Genomic DNA, 17,401 nt, shown 5'->3' on the forward strand with positions numbered 1-17,401 from the left:
CTGCACTATTTATTATAGGTAGTTCATCCCCTTCTGTCAATCTATTTTCACTTCATCACTACGCATGCTATTGTTTTTATGCAGCTCTCTCACATTATCTAGTGAATAATCCTAGAAAGGATCATCCTCTCCCCTTTTACTTCTATTCCCGAAATACATTCATGGATATATCATTTTAATTCCGATATAATAAAATGAAAATTATGATTGCATTTCTGAATTTACATATAAATGGAGGTTACCTCACAAGTGAGAACTGTTTTATCTTTTCTTAAACCATATAAAATCGCTATTGTTATTGCATATGCGTTAACATTAATTGAATTATCTGTGGAGCTGCTACTCCCTTTTTTTCTTGGTAAAATGATTGATTCTGGTGTTATGAATAAGGATGTTCAAACAATTATCAAGTGGGGAAGCATCATGATTGCGCTCGCATTCATCTCGTTTATAGCAGGGATTCTAAACACCTTCTTTGCTTCCCATACAAGCTGGGGCTTTGCCTATAACATTCGGAAAAAGTTATTTGAGAAAGTCCAGGCATTCTCATTCGCTAACTTAAATCAATATCCAACATCTGGGCTTGTTACACGCTTTACAAACGATGTTCGGCAAATTCAAAATACCATTTTTATGGCGCTACGTATTATGTCAAAAGCACCTTTAATTGTAATCGGTGGGGTCATTATGGCATTCGTCGTTAATGCTAAGCTTGCTTTGATTTTCTGTATTACAGTCCCTTTATTAGTAGGCTTTTTACTGTGGGTGTTGAAAAAAGCTACCTTTATGTTCGATGGCGTGCAAAAGAGCGTTGATAAAGTAAACCGTGTCATGCAAGAGAATCTCGCAGGAATGCGGTTAATTAAAGCGTTCTTACGACGAAATCATGAAGAAACGCGCTTTCATAAAGCAAATAAGGCGTTAGCAGATACAACACAAACTACCTTTCGCTTTATCGAGTCTTCCATGCCTGTCCTTTTGTTCATTATGAATCTAAGTCTTATTTCCATTCTTTGGTTTGGGAATATGCAGGCAGTAGCAGGAACGACAGCGGTCGGTGATGTTGTTGCGATCGTCAACTATGCGATGCGCGTAGCGATGGCGATTTCGATGTTTACATTTATTATTCTAGCCTTTTCACGGGCAAAAGCATCTGCTGAACGCATTGAGGATGTATTATCTGTTGAGATTGACCTCAAGGATCATCATGATGCCGACCAACAGCAAGTAATCAAACAAGGGAAGATTTCTTTTAACGATGTATCCTTTTCCTATCCGCTTGCTGATGACGTAGTACTTGATCATGTTACCTTTTCTGTTGCACCAAGAGAAAAACTCGCAATTATTGGTGCCACAGGATCTGGGAAAACATCGCTTTTCCAGCTGTTGCCCCGATTATATGATGCAAAAGAAGGATCCATTTCCATTGATGATAAGCCAATTACAACGTATTCGTTAGATCATTTGCGACAAAGCATTGGATATGTTCCGCAAAGCCCACTTTTATTCACGGGAACAATTGCTGATAATATCGCATGGGGGAAAAAGAACGCAACAAGGAATGAGGTTATCCAAGCGGCGACCGCTGCACAAATACATGATACGATCATGACGCTACCGAACCAATATGAAACAAAGGTAGGTCAAAAAGGGGTCAATCTATCCGGTGGCCAAAAGCAACGTATCTCAATTGCAAGAGCCTTAATTCGAAATCCAAAAATATTAATGCTCGATGACAGCACGAGTGCACTCGATTTAGCAACAGAAGCGAATTTATTGCAGGCAATGAATAATTACCAAAGTACAATGCTCATCATTACCCAAAAAGTATCTACAGCAATGAAAGCAGATCGCATTCTTTTAATGGACCAGGGAAGGCTGCTGGCAGTTGGCTCACATAAAGCGCTCATTAAAACCTCTGATCTCTACCGAAGAATCGTAGCATCCCAATTTGGAAAGGAGGAGATTCAGCATGCTGAATGAAGTAAAGCGGCCTTTTCAATATAAAAAAATCCCCTTGGATACTGTTGCAAACAATAAACGCAACAAGGCCAAGGATGCAGCAGGTACAATTAAACGAATTAGTGCATATCTTGCCCGCGAAAAGGTAACGTTAACACTCGTTATCCTCGCAGTTATGGCTAGCTCAGGGCTAAGCCTTTTAGGACCGTTTATGATTGGGATGGCGATTGATGATTTTATCGTTACAAATAAAAGTGCTGGCTTAGGAATCCTGCTACTTTTATTAATTGGAATCTTTCTCCTTCATTCTCTATCGATCTTTTTACAAAATTACTGGATGGTTGGTATTGCACAAAAAACTGTATTTACCTTGAGGAAAGAGCTCTTTCAGCAATTTCATCGGCTTCCGATTCGGTATTTTGACAAACGGCAGCATGGTGAATTAATGAGTCGAATTACGAATGATATTGATAATGTCAACAATACGCTAAATCAGTCAGTCATCCAGATTTTCTCGAGTGTGCTTACACTCATTGGAACTATTGCTGTCATGCTTTATTTAAGCCCTTTGCTAACCGGAGTGACAATGACAATTATTCCAATCATGTATATTGCGATGCGCTGGATTACAAAACGTACCGGCCCATTGTATAAGGTCCAACAAAAGGATTTAGGCACACTCAATGGCTATGTAGAAGAAACTGTTTCTGGACAACATATTATCAAAGCCTTTTCACAGGAAGAGCGTGTGAAAGCGGAATTTGATGAAAAGAGTAAAAAGCTTGTTCACTCTGGATTTTGGGCATTAACGATTTCTGGATTCATACCAAAAGTAATGAACATGTTAAACTTTTTAAGCTTTGCACTTATTGCACTTGTTGGTGGTTTATTGGCAATTAAAGGCTATGTAACGGTTGGTGTAATCGTTATATTTACTGAATATGCTCGCCAATTTACAAGACCATTAAACGAGCTTTCCAATCAATTTAATATTTTATTATCTGCTGTTGCAGGTGCAGAACGCGTATTTCAAGTGCTTGATGAGACACAGGAAGAAACAGATGAACAACAAGCAATAACTTTATCCGAAACAAAAGGACATATGGTATTTAATGCCGTTACCTTTGGCTACGAGGATACAGCTATCCTGAAGAAGGTTAGCTTTGAAGCAAAGCCTGGCGAATCCATTGCCTTCGTCGGACATACTGGAGCTGGAAAAACGACCATTATTAATCTTATTGCACGTTTTTACAATTACGATGCTGGACAAATAACCTTGGATGGCATCGACATCAAAAAAATAAAACGTTCCAGCCTTCGCAGTCATATGGCTTTTGTTTTGCAGGATGCTTTTCTGTTCCAAGCTACCATACGGGAAAATATCCGCTACGGACGACTTGATGCAACTGACGAGGAAGTCGAAGAAGCAGCGCAAAATGCGAATGCCCATGATTTTATCACACAGCTACCACATGGCTATGATACGATCCTTGATCAGGATGGAAGTGGAATAAGCCAAGGTCAAAAACAGCTCCTTACAATTGCAAGAGCATTTATTGCCAAGCCTTCCATTCTTATATTAGATGAGGCAACAAGTAATATCGATACGATTACAGAATTAAAAATTCAAGCTGCACTTGATCGCCTCATGCAGGGAAGAACGAGCTTCATTATTGCTCACCGTCTCAATACGATACAAAACGCCGATAAAATCATCTTGCTTGAGCACGGGGAAATCCAAGAGCAAGGCAGCCATAAGGAACTAATTCAACAAAAAGGAAAATATGCTGCACTCTATCAAGGGCAGCTGCAAGGAAAACAAGGCGAAGAACTATACCAATAGCCTATGGAATATTCAGACTTTTAATGATAAACTAGAGAACAAGCTTTGGATTACTCAAAAAAGATTGACCTGTATAATAAAGGGGAAATATAAATTAATAGATGTGTCCAAGCTGTGATTCTAATTGGGGTGTACAAAGTGGGAAGAAAAGGGAAAATGATCGAACAAGAAATAAACAGTACGTATCTAAATGAAGCAATGATAATTAAAATTTATCAGCCTGAGACATTTTCACCGCTATATAAATATCATGTTTGTATGATGCAGGATGGAAATGATTATTTTCAAATGGGACGTGTTGCTACATTTAGTGACAGGCTTCATGGGGACAAAGAAATCGAAAACACCGTTTTTGTCGGAATTCATTATCAGGATCGATTTGATCGCAGAAAAAAATACCATCCATCAGGAGAGCAACAAGCAGCCTATATGCAATTTCTTGTACATGAAGTCGTCCCAATGCTTGATCGTCTCCTTCCTACGTATCATATGGGACAATCACGAGCATTAATGGGCGATTCACTTGCAGGTACATTAGCATTAATGACTGCATTAAAATATCCAAATACGTTTGGCAAAGTAATTATGCAATCACCTTATGTAGATAAAACCGTACTAGAAGCTGTCAGCAATGCATCTAATATAGCAACCATAGACATATACCATACGATTGGTGCAGATGAAACAGCTGTTCAAACATTAGACAATCCTGAGGTCGATTTTTTAACACCAAATAGGCAGCTAAATAAGCTTTTAGTAGAAAAGGGCGCTATTTACCATTATAAGGAATTACCAGAAGGCGTACACACATGGAAGTATTGGCAAAAGGACTTGCCAAACGCATTAAAGCAAATGTTTCAGTAGAATTTTCAGCTAAAATGTTATTTATTAACAAAAATATAGTATCATTCTCTAAATTCACGGAAGTTTTTTGTTATAATAAACCGTATACACTAAAGGTCACGGAGAATGGTATGTAGAAAATATAAAATAGGAGGTTTTACAATGAGATATGGTATTGCTATTTTTCCATCCAAAGAAATCCAAGATGAAGCGAATTCATATAGAAAACGCTATGACCCACATTATGCACTAATTCCACCTCACATTACCATTAAAGAAGCATTTGAAGCAGACGATCATACAATAAATGAGCTCGTTATAGAATTAAAGAAAATCGCAAACGCTACAGATCCATTTTCTATTTCAATTAAGAAGGTTAGCTCCTTCGTCCCAGTAACGAACACAATCTACTTAAAGGTAGAACCAATGAAAGAGCTAGATGATCTATATGCGCACATGCATTCTGGCAAGTTCCCTAAAAGTAATGAGCATCCGTTTGTCCCCCATATTACGATTGGTCAGAATTTATTACATGATGAGTATTCTGATGTTTTTGGAAGCTTGAAAATGAAAACCTTTAATTTTGAGGATCGTATCGATCGCTTTCAGCTTTTGTATCAATTGGAAAATGGATCATGGACAGTATATGAAAGCTTTGTCTTTGGAAAGGAACAGCTGTGAACATCCAAATCGCAACAAGCCAAGCAGAAATCGATGATGCATTCTACGTTCGAATGGTCGTATTCGTTGAAGAGCAGCATGTACCTCCAGAAGAAGAACTCGATGACTTTGACCAAGAATCGATTCATTTTATTGGCTATGAAAACAAGATGCCTATTGTAGCAAGCCGACTACGCTTCGTTGATAACTACGGGAAACTAGAACGCATCTGTGTTCTTAAAGAAGCCCGTGGAAAAAGTTACGGAAAACAGATGATTAAAGAAATGGAAGCGGTAATCGAGAAGCACGGGTACACGAGAGCAAAGCTAAACGCCCAAACACATGCAATTGCGTTTTATGAACGACTAGGATATACGGTCATTTCAGAGGAATTTATCGATGCTGGTATTCCACATGTTACCATGCTGAAAGAACTCGTAAACCGATAATGAATTTTCATAATGAATTATAAATTCTACACGAACAACAGGCTCTCCGCATAGAGCCTGATTTTTTATTGGTGAAACGCATGACTTCCCTTTAACTGGTTACGCTAAGACTATTATGATATTGCGTTAGGGGGACAGACATGCATTCGTATTTGCTAATGTTCGTTGATACGATTTTTGGTTTTTTTGCCTTGTTTGTGCTAACTAAAATTCTCGGTAAAACCCAAATGTCACAGCTTACAGCATTTGACTTTATTTCGGCAGTTATATTAGGTGAGCTCGTGGGAAACGCCTTGTTCGATAAAGAAGCAGGCATCCTAGAAATTGCCTTTGTCATTATTTTATGGGGTGGATTATTATATGGTGTAGAAATTACCACGCAGAGGTTTAAACGTACAAGGTATTTGTTAGAAGGAAAGCCTTCTCTCGTTATCCATAAAGGAAATATTATCCGCAAAGAAATGAAGAAAAATAAAATTGATATTGGCGAGCTACAGCATTTATTGCGCGTAAAGGATGTTTTTTCTGTGCAAGAAGTAGAATACGCCATTCTAGAAACGAATGGACAATTGTCTGTTTTAAAGAAAGCCGACTATCAGTCACCAAATAAAAAAGATTTAAATGTTTATCCAACGGAACCGTTCTTACCCTTCACAGTTATTAGTGATGGGGAGATACTAATGGATAATATCATTGAAGCTGGATTAACAGAAGAATGGCTTCATAACGAGATAAAACGGCAAGGTTATACTAGTGTAAAAGATATTTTTTATGGTGAATATGTAAAAGGACAAAAGCTCTTTCTTCAGCCATTCATTGAAGAGAAAAAAAGAGAAAGCGATTAATCAGGGATGCTTTTTCATATATAAAAGGCAAGTGCGATTTGCACTTGCCTTTTATATTATACGTGTTCATTTATATAATAGCCCTTCCCTGTAAATAACGGGAAAGAGTCTTTACCTCGTGCTTCCTCAAACAATTTTTGTTGATAATATTTTGGGAAAGCACCACTTGCTTGCTTTGGCTCTTCTTTTACATCTTCATATTGTGATTCAAACACAACCTTATAAGGTTTTTCAACGGTAGGAATAGAATTGGTTGGTTTGTTTAGACGACTCTGATAATCCGTATATTGAAAGCTTTGAATTGGTAGGATATACCCCATATAAATACCCCCTCCAGCAAATGCCTTTTCTCTTACTATATGATTCGTTAAACAACAAAAATTTATGACTTATTTAGCTATACCCTTTCTTATACATGATGAAACCTATTATCAATCACCAAATTGCTTTTCTAAATCCTTCATGATTTTTTCAAGCTGCTGCATTTGCTCAAGAAACCCGGTGTTCCATGAACTCATCATTTTATCGAAGTCAAGCATTCTTCCCTCGGGGTATTGAAACCATTTTTCATTTTTATCTAAATGCTTTTCTATAATATCCAACTGTTTGACAAATGGAATTTCTGGCTTTTCTGCCATGTTATCGCCTCCTCCTCAACATTACGGGGCATACCATACCAACGCTTTTTATGAGCTAACAGCTACTAGATGTCTGTCCATATTTTCAAAAAAAAGAGGCTGGGACAAAACAATTTTATACCCAAAAATCCAAGCGAAATATGGACGACATTCATTTAAAATTAATAAAGTAGATTTATCTAGCAGTTGAAATGAGTAAGACTCCGGCGGGAACAGTTTGAGCCGATGACTTGCTTATGCCAGTGGTAAAAAGCAGATCGATATTCAAACTGCAAGGAATTATTCGGATTTTTGATACAAATGCGCTTGTTTTGTCTCATCCTTAAAAGCAGTTGGGCTACGAACAGGTAATAAGCTGTGCTTTAATGATTAAATCCAAGAAAATGGCCTTCGCTCACGACGATCATCATTACTTTCCTCATCTTCGTGACTGCTGCTTTCATGTGACTCCGATTCCTTGCTTGCTGATTCAACATGCTCCGGCTCTCTTCTCATCGGTCTACCCCAAAATGGATCTACGCGTTCTCTATTGGAGGACTCTCCTTCCTCCCCTTCTTCTCCACGCTGTCTTCTCATCGAAGTTTGATTATGAGATTCTCTCCCATCTTCTCTGCTTTCGTGCTCACGATCATCGGGACCGAATCCCCAAAATGGTGATTTACGACGCGGTGGAGGTGGCTGCTCAAGATGTACTTGATCTGCCTTAATGACAAGATCCCGCACATGGATTACCTTTTTATTTTTTTCGGACATCCTGCTATCACTCCTTTTGCATGTTAGTCGTTAATAGTTTATGTGGTCAAAAGTGGAATGTATGGACGATTGCCCGTATTTACGAATTAATTTAGAAGTTGGATTCAGCAGCTTTTTTCTTGTTTTTTCTAAATTCAAACAGCTGCCCACACCTTCCAAGCGACCGTACATATTCTATTAGGGATAAGTCATCAAACACAAGAAAGGAGAATTCATTCATGGGTTGTGGATGTGGTAAAGATTTTAAAACTGGCCAATGTGTATGTGACATTCTAAAGGAAATCGAGGCCGCTCAAAACGATGTTGTAGAGAATTGTTGTACGACAAGCTGTGAGCAATCAATTAGCGATCTATTAGGAGAAACTGAGCCAGGTAATGGCTTAGACACGGTACCAATCATTCTTTATTGCAAAGACTCCTGTAAGCCATTTAAGGGCTTCGGTGCTTTGCCAAACAGTGCTGACAACAGTACAGGTCCGATAAAAGCAAGCTTCTTATTCCGTGTAAAGCGTGTCGATGATGATTGCTGTGCTGTAATAGAATTAATTAAATCTGCAGATGAAAATACACCTTGTAAGCACCTTGATGATCCGTGCAAGCAAGAAACAACTAATTTATACGGAACAGGTATTTGTATCACAGTTGATCTACACTGCTTCTGTCACGTTACTTGCTTACCAGCAGTTTCTCTTTTTGGTAACGCATAGTCTTCCTTTATTCCCATTGCAACGAGCCCCCCTCATTGCAATGGGGTATTTTATCATGCTTCCATTTTCCACAAGCGAATGAATGCTATTAAAATCCTAGCATTCGTACTTGCTGTGCAGCCTCAAAAGGAATTGTTATCGTTTGTGTTCTTCGACCTGTTCTCATAGTAATGCTTTCACCATCAAAATCAGTGATTACCCCGCGATACGTTTTCTCTTCTGTTTTTAACTCGCAGCGCATCTTTGGAATATGGCTAGGCGTCCTAGCAAAGTATTCTATACGTTCTTTTAATGTCATTTCTTTAAATTTTTTATTTTGCTCATAGCCTTCCACATGCGGATCGGAATCAGATTCAGACTCTATGTCTTCTTCGACGTGCTCTACAGCTGCTGTATTCGTTTCCTTTTCTTCTGTTTGCTGTGGTTTTGTAACGTTTCCTAAAGCAGGTCTTTTACGGACTGGCTTTGGCTCCGTATTCCTTTGTTTTTCTATTTCCTTTGTATTAGGACTGGATGGTATAGAAATCGGTTGTACGGTTTTTCTTTCCTTTTTTGGTGTTACATATTGATGTTGCATACGCGCCTCTGGCTTTACAACCTTTGGCTGATTAATATACAATAACGGGTTTTTAGCGTAACGTTCTTCGCCCATTCTTCTCTCTCCCTTTGTTTAAAGTTGACACTCTAGTATATGTAGCAATTTTTAAAATTGTGTTCCTGCCTATTTACAATCCTTATGAATACAATTCTGTACAATGAAAAAAGCTCCACCACCTTAGCTAAAAGCTATGGCAATGGAGCAAATCATCAATAGAATGAGCTTATTATATTAACAGATTCATAAACAATGTAGCCATTCCGAAATAAATTAACACGGAAATAATATCATTAATGGTTGTAATAAATGGACCTGAGGCTACAGCAGGGTCTATTTTCAAACGATCCATTAAAATGGGAATTAATGAACCGGTTAAGGTCGCTACGATCAGTGTCACCATAATAGAGAAGCCGACAAGTAAGCCTAAAAACAATTGATCCTTCCATAGAAAGATAACGAGGGCGATGACTATACCAGATACAGAGCCAGTAATAAGGCCGGTAGCCCCTTCTCGAAGAATTAACTTTAGCTTTCCACCTTTTCCATATTCACCAGTAGCAAGCCCTCGTACAGCAACAGCAAGTGCCTGTGTTCCTGTATTTCCTGCCATCCCAGCAATGACTGGGATAAAAATAGCCAATACAGCTACCTTTTGCAGTGTATCTTCAAATTGACTAATTAAGCTTGCGGTTAGCATTCCAAGAAACAACAGAATAATTAACCATGGGAGCCTTTTTTTCGCTGCAATAAATGCATTCTCATCTGGGCGATCTACATCTGATACCGCTGCGAATTTCGAGTAATCATCACTTGCTTCTTCTTCCATAACGTCTAAAATATCATCAACAGTAATAATACCGAGTAAATGATTTTGAAAATCGACGACAGGTAACGCTAAAAAGTCGTAATCGCGGATCATTTGCGCAACATCTTCCTGATCCTTGCCAACAGATACATAAACAACCTTCTCGCTCATTAAATCTCCAATTATCGCATGATCATCCGCAATAATCAGATCACGGAGAGAGATTACTCCAGCTAACCGTTTATCTTCATCAACGACATACAAATAATAAATCGTTTCTGCTTCTGGCGCTTCTTTTTTAAGCTGGAGCATCGTCTCCTGTACGGTTTTCGTTTTATCGATTGCGACAAATTCTGTCGTCATAATACTTCCTGCAGTTTTTTCTTCATAGTGCAGAAGCTGTTTGATTTCCTCTGCTGCTTGTTTATCCATAATGGTTAGAAAGCTTGCTACTTTATCCTTTTCCATTTCATTAAGGATATCTACAGCATCATCTGTAGCCATTTCCGCTAACACTGCTGAAGCAAATCGAGGATCCATTTCCGTAAAAAACGATGTTGTATCATCTAATTCAATATGCTCCATCAATCCTGCTACCTCTAGCGGAGATAAATAGGCATATATTTTCATTCGATAGCTTTCTATTTGTTCCATAAAGTACATCGCTTGATCATAGGGATGTAAATCTAAAAAATCCTGTCGAAAAACACCAATGTCATCATTCACTAAGGCATAATCGAGATTTTCTAGACTTTGATTTAATCTATCATTGTTTTCCATTCTATACACATCCTTTCAAGCGTTTATGCTAAAACACCTATTAGTTATACCATACATTAAATATGTTGTCATACAAAATTTTTAAATTGAAAGCGGTATTTTCTACTGAATTCGTACTCTTTTTAAAAAGACACTTAAAATAATGTTGGAAATCGTGTAAACTAAAGCATGGAGGGTTCTAAAAAAATCCATCAATTAGAGAAAGCTAGGTTAAAAAATGAACCAATCAAATCAGACAAAATTAAATTTAGATAGCACACTAATTTTCATTGTTATATTGTTAGGTGTAATTAGTGTTTTTACGATATATAGCATTGAACCAACCTTACCAGCTAAATATGAAGGCTACCATTTTCCAATAAAGCAAGCGGTATGGTATGTGTTGGGCGGAATTGCGGTGATTTTCGTCATGCTTATTGACTATGACCGTTTTAGACAAATAACCTGGTGGCTATACGGGCTTGGCATGGTCCTTTTGCTCATTCTATTTTTCAACTTTCCTTCATCCATTGTTTATGAAGCAAACAACGCTGTCAGCTGGATAAAGTTTCCTGTTCTCGGAACAATCCAGCCAGCAGAGATTATGAAAATCTTTTTAGTACTTGCAATTGCTGACGTCATTACCCGCCATAATCATAAATACGTGAATCGAACAGTGCATAGTGATCTAGGCCTACTCGTTAAAATTGCGATAGTTTCCCTGCCACCAATGGGGTTAATTGCAGTACAGCCAGATTTGGGCGGGTTTCTCGTGTTAGCAGCTATTGCTAGTGCAATGATTCTCGTTTCAGGTATTCGCTGGCGAGTTATTTTTTCTATAATTGGAGTTGGTATAGGCAGTTTAGCCGTTTTATTTGTTGCTTATAAGCTGTTCCCTGGATCTATAGGGACATTTCTAGATGAATCCGTTTTTAATCATGTCGCAAGTCGTTTTTATGGGTGGATTGACCCCGAAAAATATCCTGATTCAGGCTTCCAGCTTGTTTATGCAATGCTCGCTATTGGCTCAGGACAGCTTTTCGGCAAAGGCTTGCACACATTCGAAGTCTATATTCCTGAACGACATACGGATATGATTTTTACAGCAATTGCTGAACAATTTGGCTTTATCGGAGCAAGTGTTGTCATTACACTGTTTTTCCTATTAATTTACCGTATGATTCATATTGGTATCCAAAGTAATGATAGCTATGGGAGTTATTTAGTTACCGGACTTATTGGTATGTTTACGTATCAAATTGTTCAAAACATCGGCATGTCCATCCAGTTGCTTCCGATTACAGGGTTGCCGCTTCCGTTCCTTAGCTATGGAGGAACCTCAACATTAACGTATTTAATTGCGATTGGTATTGTCTTAAATGTGCATTCCCGTACCCGAACATTTATGTTTGATTAATTCGGAATTTGGCATACTAATAGCAGGATTAGTAATACTCAGCTCTGTTTACTTAACAACCCGTTTTAAAAATGTTAACTTATTGGCCTGTTCCTCTTCCTAGGAGCAGGCCATTTCGATAGGAGGAGTTGAAAATAAAAGTTGATGTAATTGGTGATGTCCATGGTTGCTATAACACGCTTTGTCAGCTGTTTGAAAAACTCGGCTATCAGAAGCAAAAGAAAATATTTGTTCACCCTGATGGAAGAATCCCGATCTTTTTAGGTGATATTACAGATCGGGGACCAGAATCGATGAAAGTCATTCAACTCGTCTATGCGTTAGTCCACATTCATCAGGTAGCAGCTTATGTTCCTGGGAATCATTGCAATAAGCTTTATCGCTACTTTCTTGGAAACAATGTAAAGATTCAGCATGGCTTAGAAACGACAGTTGCTGAATTCAAAGCACTATCACCGGATGTGCAACATACTATTCGCACGCAATTTATGGAGCTATATGAGCAGGCAGACCTTTATCTTCAATTGCCAAAGGTGAACGCAATAATTGCACATGCTGGTATTAAAGAAAGCCTCATAGGAAAAAAAGATAAGAAAACAGAGACGTTTGTACTTTATGGAGATATTACCGGGAAGTTCGATGAAGCTGGTAAACCAATACGTCGTGACTGGGCCAAGCATTATCATGGAGCAGACTGGATTGTATATGGTCATACGCCTGTACTTGAACCTCGATTTATCAATCAAACAGTAAATATAGATACAGGCTGTGTTTTTGGAAATGCGCTAACCGCCTTTCGTTTACCTGAAGAATCAATCGTTTCCGTACCTTCTTCCCTTCCTTTTGTTCCAGAAAAATTTCGGTCATTTCCAAACCATTAACAAAAAAAAGCCTGTTTCTTAGAGAAACAGGCTTACATATTATGCTATTTCATACTGCTCAACGTACTGTCCAATACCATTTTAGTGCTTCGTCTTCGATTTTCTTTACTAAAGAGTCTTTTTCATTACAATATTGTTCTGAGTCAAATGGGTATTGCATTGCAAGCTGGTGCTTTAATTCTCCATATTGTTCAGCTATCTTTTTATGTTCACAAAGGAAATCTCTAAAAGCTACATGTCGTTCGATTTCTCCGATATTGGTATACTTATAGGCATGAATATGGTGCGTGCGTTCTTGATTCCCCTTGTAAAAAAATCTTCTTCCACGAATGCCATGTTCTCCCATAACCGCATAGCCGGCATCTGAAAAATCCTTGGAAAACGTATCTAGCCTTTCAATGCTTTGAACGACAAGCAGCATATCAATGATAGGTTTTGCTTTGAGTCCAGGTACCGACGTACTACCGATGTGAACACTGCGTATCAATTCTTTTTGAAGAATCTTCTTTACAAGTGCTTCTTCTTCTCTATACGCACCTCTCCAGCTTGAATCATATTCTACAACCGAAATAAACCGCAACTTTATTCCCCCATTCATATCAAGAACTTACAATTAACTTCAAGGGCTATTTTTCAATAACGCTTCCATATCTGTTGGCATAGCTGCTTGAAAGGTAAGCTCTTTTTTTGTAAAAGGATGTTCAAAAGCAAGCTCTCGGCAATGTAAGGCTTGGCGTTTTATTCGTAAGGTACTTCCACCATATAGATCATCACCAGCAAGTGGATGTCCGATAGAGGAAAAATGCACACGAATTTGATGGGTTCTCCCCGTTTCCAGCACGATATCAAGAAGCGAATGCGTATCTTTTTCGGCTATCACCGTGTAATTTGTAGCAGCCTCCTTCCCATCTTCTCGCACCTCTCGTTCGATAATGGAACCTTCTTTTCTTCCGATTTTCGTACGGATACTGCCTGATTTACTTTGTAAAACGCCTTCTGCAATAGCTCGATATTTTCTATGTATATGTCCAGCATTTTGCGAATTACTAAGAAGCGAGTGCGCATAGCGATGCTTGGCAATAAGTAACAATCCAGATGTATTTCGATCTAGTCTCGTAACAATATGAATGGTATAAGGGATATTTTTCTGCTCATAATAGGCTAATACTCCATTAGCAATCGTTAGCTCATTTTGATTTAGCGATGGAATGGTAGCGATTCCTGCTTGCTTATTAATGACCAAAATCGCTTCATCCTCATACACGATATCCAATGGGATAGCTGCTGGATTCATATATGCAGCTTTTTTTTCAATTGGAAAACGGATTGAAAGCTCATCCCCTTCTGCGAGAGGCTCATTCACTTTCTTGATTTCTCCATTAACACGTATCTCCCCACCTTCAAACTTAATTGCTTTTATAATTCGCCTCGAAAATGCATGCTCTATTCGTAAATAATCACGAATAAGCATGCCACCTTGTTTTTTATGAATTATCCATTTCAACCTTAGTCACCTGCGATTATGAGAAATTTCCCAATATTACTTGAATATTTCTATAAACTTCCGCTTAGATTTTATCTTCTGTTACAAAGGAATCACGAACTCTGTTCCAAAATGGGAATGGACGGAAGCGAGCAAACCGAATTTTTTCCTTTGCTACGCGACATTGAATTGATTTTACATTCGTATAATTTAATGTGATATGATCGATTGTCATTAAAAAGCTTCGTTCCACCATCGGCTTTAATAAACATGTATGATGCTTTGGCAATATTAACGGAGATCCTATCGTACGGAATACGCGATTATTAATCGATGCCATTTCTGTTAACTGGATTGCCTCGATGGAGGGATGAATAATTCCGCCTCCAAGTGCTTTGTTATAAGCAGTACTTCCAGATGGAGTTGAAACACATAGTCCATCCCCGCGAAACGTTTCAAAATGCTCGCCTTTAATTTCCACGTCAAATACAACAGAACCTTCTGATGTTTTTATCGTTGCCTCATTTAATGCAAGGTGCCTATCTTCTTTTCCACCAGCGTGCGAACGAATAATCACCTCAAGTAATGGATATTCTACGATTTGAAAAGGCGTTTTTGCGATTTCAATAATTAAGCGTTCAACCTCATCAGGTAACCAGTCTGCATAAAAACCAAGGTGCCCGGTATGCACTCCAATAAAAGCTGTTTCTTCGAGGCGGTGAATATAGCGATGAAATGCCTCAAGTAAAGTGCCATCGCCTCCAACAGAAATGACGAGATCTGGTTCATTTACATCATATACGAGGTCAAAATCCGTTAAATATTGCTTTATTGTTGCCTTAATTTGATTCGAACGGCGATCGCCTTTTGATACGATTTTAAATTTCATTCTGTCATCCCCTTTTGTCACCATGCTACTAGTATGTAATCTTTTATGTATCCATCCTGTTTTCTTGTTGAATCTTAATTCCGTTTTCGATGAAAAATGCGTTGTGCTTCCTGTACTTCATTTTTAATTTTAGACATTTCTTCGTCAAGCTTAAATGCAGCTTCTGCCGCAAGCTTCAAGCGGAGTTTAATTTGCTCCGGAATTCTTCCCTTATATTTATAATTCAATGAATGCTCATTCGTTGCCCAAAAGTTCATTGCTAATGTACGAATTTGTATTTCGGCAATCACATTTTTTCTACCATGAATCGTTTCAACCGGATATTCAATCACCATGTGAAAAGATCGGTATCCACTATCCTTCTTTTCTGTCACATAATCTTTTTCTTCGATAATAATAAGATCTCCTCTAGAACGGAGCATATTGACAATCGTATATATATCATCAACAAACTGACAGACAACACGTACACCTGCAATATCCTGAATATCTTTTTCAATTCGATTTAATGGGATTTGCTTTTTTTCGGCCTTTTCCAAAATACTTTGAATTGGCTTTACCCTTCCAGTTATAAACTCAATTGGAGAATGCCGTGATTCATATTCAAATTGTGCACGCATTCCTTTCAGCTTTACCTTTAATTCTTCCACGACCTGTGCGTAAGGAGCAAGTATTGCTTCCCAATTCATATTACACACCACCTAATATCGGATTTCAAGTATCGTCCTTATTTTACCATAATGATCTGAAAAGGATAATCTTTGCATATTTCTTTCAGATTCGCCATAATCAATATTAATTCAGTAGTCCAAGCATGTGGAGGCAAACGTATGGCACAAGAAATTGAAATTGAATATAAAAACTTACTTACAAAAGAGGAGTTCGATCGATTATTATTCGCCTTCCCTTTTCCAGAACAGCCCATTATCCAAACGAATCATTATTTTGAAACAAGGAACTTTGCTTTAAAAGATAGACAAAGCGCACTGCGTATTCGTGAAAAAAATGGTAAATATCAGCTAACATTAAAGGAACCTGCTGCAGAAGGGCTTCTTGAAACGCATGATTCGTTAACAAAAGAAGAAGCAGAGGATTGGCTTAAAGGAAACATCCGAGGTCAACATCATACCGCAAAGCAGCTCGTCAAGCTAGGAATATCCATCGATGAGCTTGTTTATCATGGTAGCCTCGTGACAGCACGTCGTGAATGTAAGTATAAAGATGTTTTACTCGTTCTTGATTTTAGTACGTATCATGGAACTTCCGATTATGAATTTGAACTCGAAGCCCCTAACGCACAAATAGGACAACAAGCATTCGATCAAATCCTCACACATTTGAATATCGAACATCGAACAACACCAAATAAAATTCAGCGCTTTTTTTCTACGCTTCGTTCCTAATATTCATGGACGCTAATCAGATAAGTTGCCCATGACAAGTTACGTTGCTACAATATATACAAACTAGTTAAGGAGCCATATGAATGAAAGAAGCTGGCACAATATATGAAGCAATAGGTGGTTGGGAGACGGTTGGAAGACTCGTTACTGCCTTTTATAAACGTGTAGGAAATCATCCACAATTAATACCTATTTTTCCAAACGATTTAACTGAAACAGCACGAAAGCAACGATTATTCTTAACACAATTTTTCGGTGGTCCGAAGTGGTATACCGAAGAACGTGGTCATCCAATGATGCGAAGGAGACACCTGCCATTTGCAATTACTCCTTCTAGAAGAAATGCATGGTTAGCCTGTATGAAAGCAGCACTTGCGGAAGTAGAAATTGAAGAACCATACCGTACCGCAATCTTTGAAAAATTAAGCATGACTGCTAACCATATGATGAACACACCAGAATAATC

At 38.3% G+C, this 17,401-nt stretch carries 20 protein-coding genes; 11 read left to right on the forward strand and 9 right to left on the reverse strand.

The features are described from left to right. Window positions 1-249: 249 nt before the first annotated feature. The 6 genes from SPK86_RS01095 to SPK86_RS01120 all read left to right on the forward strand — a co-directional run bounded on the left by SPK86_RS01095 (window position 250) and on the right by SPK86_RS01120 (window position 6,602). A complete protein-coding gene (locus tag SPK86_RS01095; RefSeq protein ID WP_330948495.1) occupies window positions 250-1,983 on the forward strand; it encodes an ABC transporter ATP-binding protein in 1,734 nt (577 codons plus the stop codon). Beyond that, window positions 1,973-3,805, forward strand: coding sequence for an ABC transporter ATP-binding protein (locus tag SPK86_RS01100; protein ID WP_330948496.1), 1,833 nt, complete (start codon window positions 1,973-1,975; stop codon window positions 3,803-3,805). Before SPK86_RS01095 ends, SPK86_RS01100 begins: the two co-directional genes overlap by 11 nt. A gap of 138 nt (window positions 3,806-3,943) precedes the next feature. Continuing rightward, window positions 3,944-4,669 carry an alpha/beta hydrolase gene (locus SPK86_RS01105; protein WP_330948497.1) on the forward strand — a complete coding sequence of 242 codons (726 nt, stop codon included), beginning with the start codon at window positions 3,944-3,946 and terminating at the stop codon, window positions 4,667-4,669. 141 nt (window positions 4,670-4,810) lie between these two features. After that, on the forward strand, window positions 4,811-5,329 hold the full coding sequence (locus SPK86_RS01110; RefSeq protein WP_284139390.1) for a YjcG family protein: 519 nt from the start codon (window positions 4,811-4,813) through the stop codon (window positions 5,327-5,329). Further along, a complete protein-coding gene (locus SPK86_RS01115; RefSeq protein WP_284139391.1) occupies window positions 5,326-5,757 on the forward strand; it encodes a GNAT family N-acetyltransferase in 432 nt (143 codons plus the stop codon). The genes SPK86_RS01110 and SPK86_RS01115 overlap by 4 nt, the downstream gene beginning before the upstream one ends. A 140-nt stretch (window positions 5,758-5,897) precedes the next feature. Then, entirely contained in the window at window positions 5,898-6,602 is a 705-nt protein-coding gene (locus SPK86_RS01120; RefSeq protein WP_330948498.1) for a DUF421 domain-containing protein, read from the forward strand. Window positions 6,603-6,658: 56 nt separating this feature from the next. On the opposite strand, the gene SPK86_RS01125 is transcribed toward SPK86_RS01120, so the two are convergent. The 3 genes from SPK86_RS01125 to SPK86_RS01135 form a co-directional block, all read right to left on the reverse strand. After that, window positions 6,659-6,922, reverse strand: coding sequence for a hypothetical protein (locus SPK86_RS01125; RefSeq protein ID WP_284139393.1), 264 nt, complete (start codon window positions 6,920-6,922; stop codon window positions 6,659-6,661). A gap of 111 nt (window positions 6,923-7,033) precedes the next feature. Continuing rightward, window positions 7,034-7,240, reverse strand: a complete 207-nt coding sequence (locus SPK86_RS01130; RefSeq protein ID WP_284139394.1) for a hypothetical protein — start codon at window positions 7,238-7,240, stop codon at window positions 7,034-7,036. Between the two features lie 369 nt (window positions 7,241-7,609). Then, complete coding sequence (locus tag SPK86_RS01135; protein WP_284139395.1) at window positions 7,610-7,993, reverse strand: hypothetical protein; 384 nt, start codon at window positions 7,991-7,993, stop codon at window positions 7,610-7,612. Window positions 7,994-8,211: 218 nt separating this feature from the next. Between SPK86_RS01135 and SPK86_RS01140 the strand changes: the two genes are divergently transcribed. Further along, complete coding sequence (locus SPK86_RS01140) at window positions 8,212-8,700, forward strand: CotY/CotZ family spore coat protein (RefSeq protein WP_284139396.1); 489 nt, start codon at window positions 8,212-8,214, stop codon at window positions 8,698-8,700. A gap of 88 nt (window positions 8,701-8,788) precedes the next feature. On the opposite strand, the gene SPK86_RS01145 is transcribed toward SPK86_RS01140, so the two are convergent. Together SPK86_RS01145 and mgtE are read right to left on the reverse strand one after the other, a co-directional pair. After that, the gene (locus SPK86_RS01145; RefSeq protein WP_284139397.1) at window positions 8,789-9,352 is read right to left on the reverse strand and encodes a CotO family spore coat protein; all 564 of its coding nucleotides are present in this window, start codon (window positions 9,350-9,352) and stop codon (window positions 8,789-8,791) included. 172 nt (window positions 9,353-9,524) lie between these two features. Next, window positions 9,525-10,883: a magnesium transporter gene (gene mgtE, locus SPK86_RS01150; RefSeq protein ID WP_284139398.1), complete on the reverse strand. Its 1,359-nt coding sequence runs from the start codon at window positions 10,881-10,883 to the stop codon at window positions 9,525-9,527. 217 nt (window positions 10,884-11,100) lie between these two features. On the opposite strand from mgtE, the gene SPK86_RS01155 reads away from it, so the two are divergent. After that, window positions 11,101-12,279 (forward strand): FtsW/RodA/SpoVE family cell cycle protein, encoded by a 1,179-nt coding sequence (locus tag SPK86_RS01155; RefSeq protein WP_330948499.1) that lies wholly within the window; start codon window positions 11,101-11,103, stop codon window positions 12,277-12,279. A 134-nt stretch (window positions 12,280-12,413) separates the two neighbouring features. Further along, window positions 12,414-13,160, forward strand: a complete 747-nt coding sequence (gene prpE / locus SPK86_RS01160) for a bis(5'-nucleosyl)-tetraphosphatase PrpE (RefSeq protein WP_284139639.1) — start codon at window positions 12,414-12,416, stop codon at window positions 13,158-13,160. Between the two features lie 58 nt (window positions 13,161-13,218). Here prpE and SPK86_RS01165 read toward each other — a convergent pair whose 3' ends face one another. From SPK86_RS01165 to SPK86_RS01180, 4 genes are all read right to left on the reverse strand, one after another. Continuing rightward, on the reverse strand, window positions 13,219-13,740 hold the full coding sequence (locus SPK86_RS01165; RefSeq protein WP_330948500.1) for a GrpB family protein: 522 nt from the start codon (window positions 13,738-13,740) through the stop codon (window positions 13,219-13,221). Window positions 13,741-13,779: 39 nt separating this feature from the next. After that, window positions 13,780-14,664: an RluA family pseudouridine synthase gene (locus SPK86_RS01170; RefSeq protein ID WP_330948501.1), complete on the reverse strand. Its 885-nt coding sequence runs from the start codon at window positions 14,662-14,664 to the stop codon at window positions 13,780-13,782. 64 nt (window positions 14,665-14,728) lie between these two features. After that, the gene (locus SPK86_RS01175; protein WP_284139401.1) at window positions 14,729-15,532 is read right to left on the reverse strand and encodes an NAD kinase; all 804 of its coding nucleotides are present in this window, start codon (window positions 15,530-15,532) and stop codon (window positions 14,729-14,731) included. A 74-nt stretch (window positions 15,533-15,606) separates the two neighbouring features. Further along, the gene (locus tag SPK86_RS01180) at window positions 15,607-16,221 is read right to left on the reverse strand and encodes a GTP pyrophosphokinase (protein WP_284139402.1); all 615 of its coding nucleotides are present in this window, start codon (window positions 16,219-16,221) and stop codon (window positions 15,607-15,609) included. Window positions 16,222-16,362: 141 nt separating this feature from the next. Here SPK86_RS01180 and SPK86_RS01185 point away from each other — a divergent pair, with 141 nt between their 5' ends. Both SPK86_RS01185 and SPK86_RS01190 read left to right on the forward strand, forming a co-directional pair. After that, window positions 16,363-16,935 (forward strand): CYTH domain-containing protein, encoded by a 573-nt coding sequence (locus SPK86_RS01185; protein ID WP_284139403.1) that lies wholly within the window; start codon window positions 16,363-16,365, stop codon window positions 16,933-16,935. 83 nt (window positions 16,936-17,018) lie between these two features. After that, window positions 17,019-17,399: a globin domain-containing protein gene (locus SPK86_RS01190; RefSeq protein WP_330948502.1), complete on the forward strand. Its 381-nt coding sequence runs from the start codon at window positions 17,019-17,021 to the stop codon at window positions 17,397-17,399. Window positions 17,400-17,401: the final 2 nt, after the last annotated feature.

The organism is Virgibacillus sp. MG-45 (assembly GCF_036409425.1).
Taxonomy (GTDB): Bacteria; Bacillota; Bacilli; order Bacillales; family Amphibacillaceae; genus LDC-1.

Excerpts from the sequence above, each read along its gene's own strand:
- SPK86_RS01135 (WP_284139395.1), bottom strand. The coding sequence starts at position 7,993 with ATGTCCGAAAAAAATAAAAAGGTAATCCATGTGCGGGATCTTGTCATT.
- SPK86_RS01100 (WP_330948496.1), top strand. The coding sequence starts at position 1,973 with ATGCTGAATGAAGTAAAGCGGCCTTTTCAATATAAAAAAATCCCCTTG.
- SPK86_RS01180 (WP_284139402.1), bottom strand. The coding sequence starts at position 16,221 with ATGAATTGGGAAGCAATACTTGCTCCTTACGCACAGGTCGTGGAAGAA.
- SPK86_RS01130 (WP_284139394.1), bottom strand. The coding sequence starts at position 7,240 with ATGGCAGAAAAGCCAGAAATTCCATTTGTCAAACAGTTGGATATTATA.
- SPK86_RS01120 (WP_330948498.1), top strand. The coding sequence starts at position 5,898 with ATGCATTCGTATTTGCTAATGTTCGTTGATACGATTTTTGGTTTTTTT.
- SPK86_RS01125 (WP_284139393.1), bottom strand. The coding sequence starts at position 6,922 with ATGGGGTATATCCTACCAATTCAAAGCTTTCAATATACGGATTATCAG.
- SPK86_RS01175 (WP_284139401.1), bottom strand. The coding sequence starts at position 15,532 with ATGAAATTTAAAATCGTATCAAAAGGCGATCGCCGTTCGAATCAAATT.
- SPK86_RS01185 (WP_284139403.1), top strand. The coding sequence starts at position 16,363 with ATGGCACAAGAAATTGAAATTGAATATAAAAACTTACTTACAAAAGAG.
- SPK86_RS01140 (WP_284139396.1), top strand. The coding sequence starts at position 8,212 with ATGGGTTGTGGATGTGGTAAAGATTTTAAAACTGGCCAATGTGTATGT.
- SPK86_RS01155 (WP_330948499.1), top strand. The coding sequence starts at position 11,101 with ATGAACCAATCAAATCAGACAAAATTAAATTTAGATAGCACACTAATT.
- mgtE (WP_284139398.1), bottom strand. The coding sequence starts at position 10,883 with ATGGAAAACAATGATAGATTAAATCAAAGTCTAGAAAATCTCGATTAT.
- SPK86_RS01110 (WP_284139390.1), top strand. The coding sequence starts at position 4,811 with ATGAGATATGGTATTGCTATTTTTCCATCCAAAGAAATCCAAGATGAA.
- SPK86_RS01190 (WP_330948502.1), top strand. The coding sequence starts at position 17,019 with ATGAAAGAAGCTGGCACAATATATGAAGCAATAGGTGGTTGGGAGACG.
- SPK86_RS01145 (WP_284139397.1), bottom strand. The coding sequence starts at position 9,352 with ATGGGCGAAGAACGTTACGCTAAAAACCCGTTATTGTATATTAATCAG.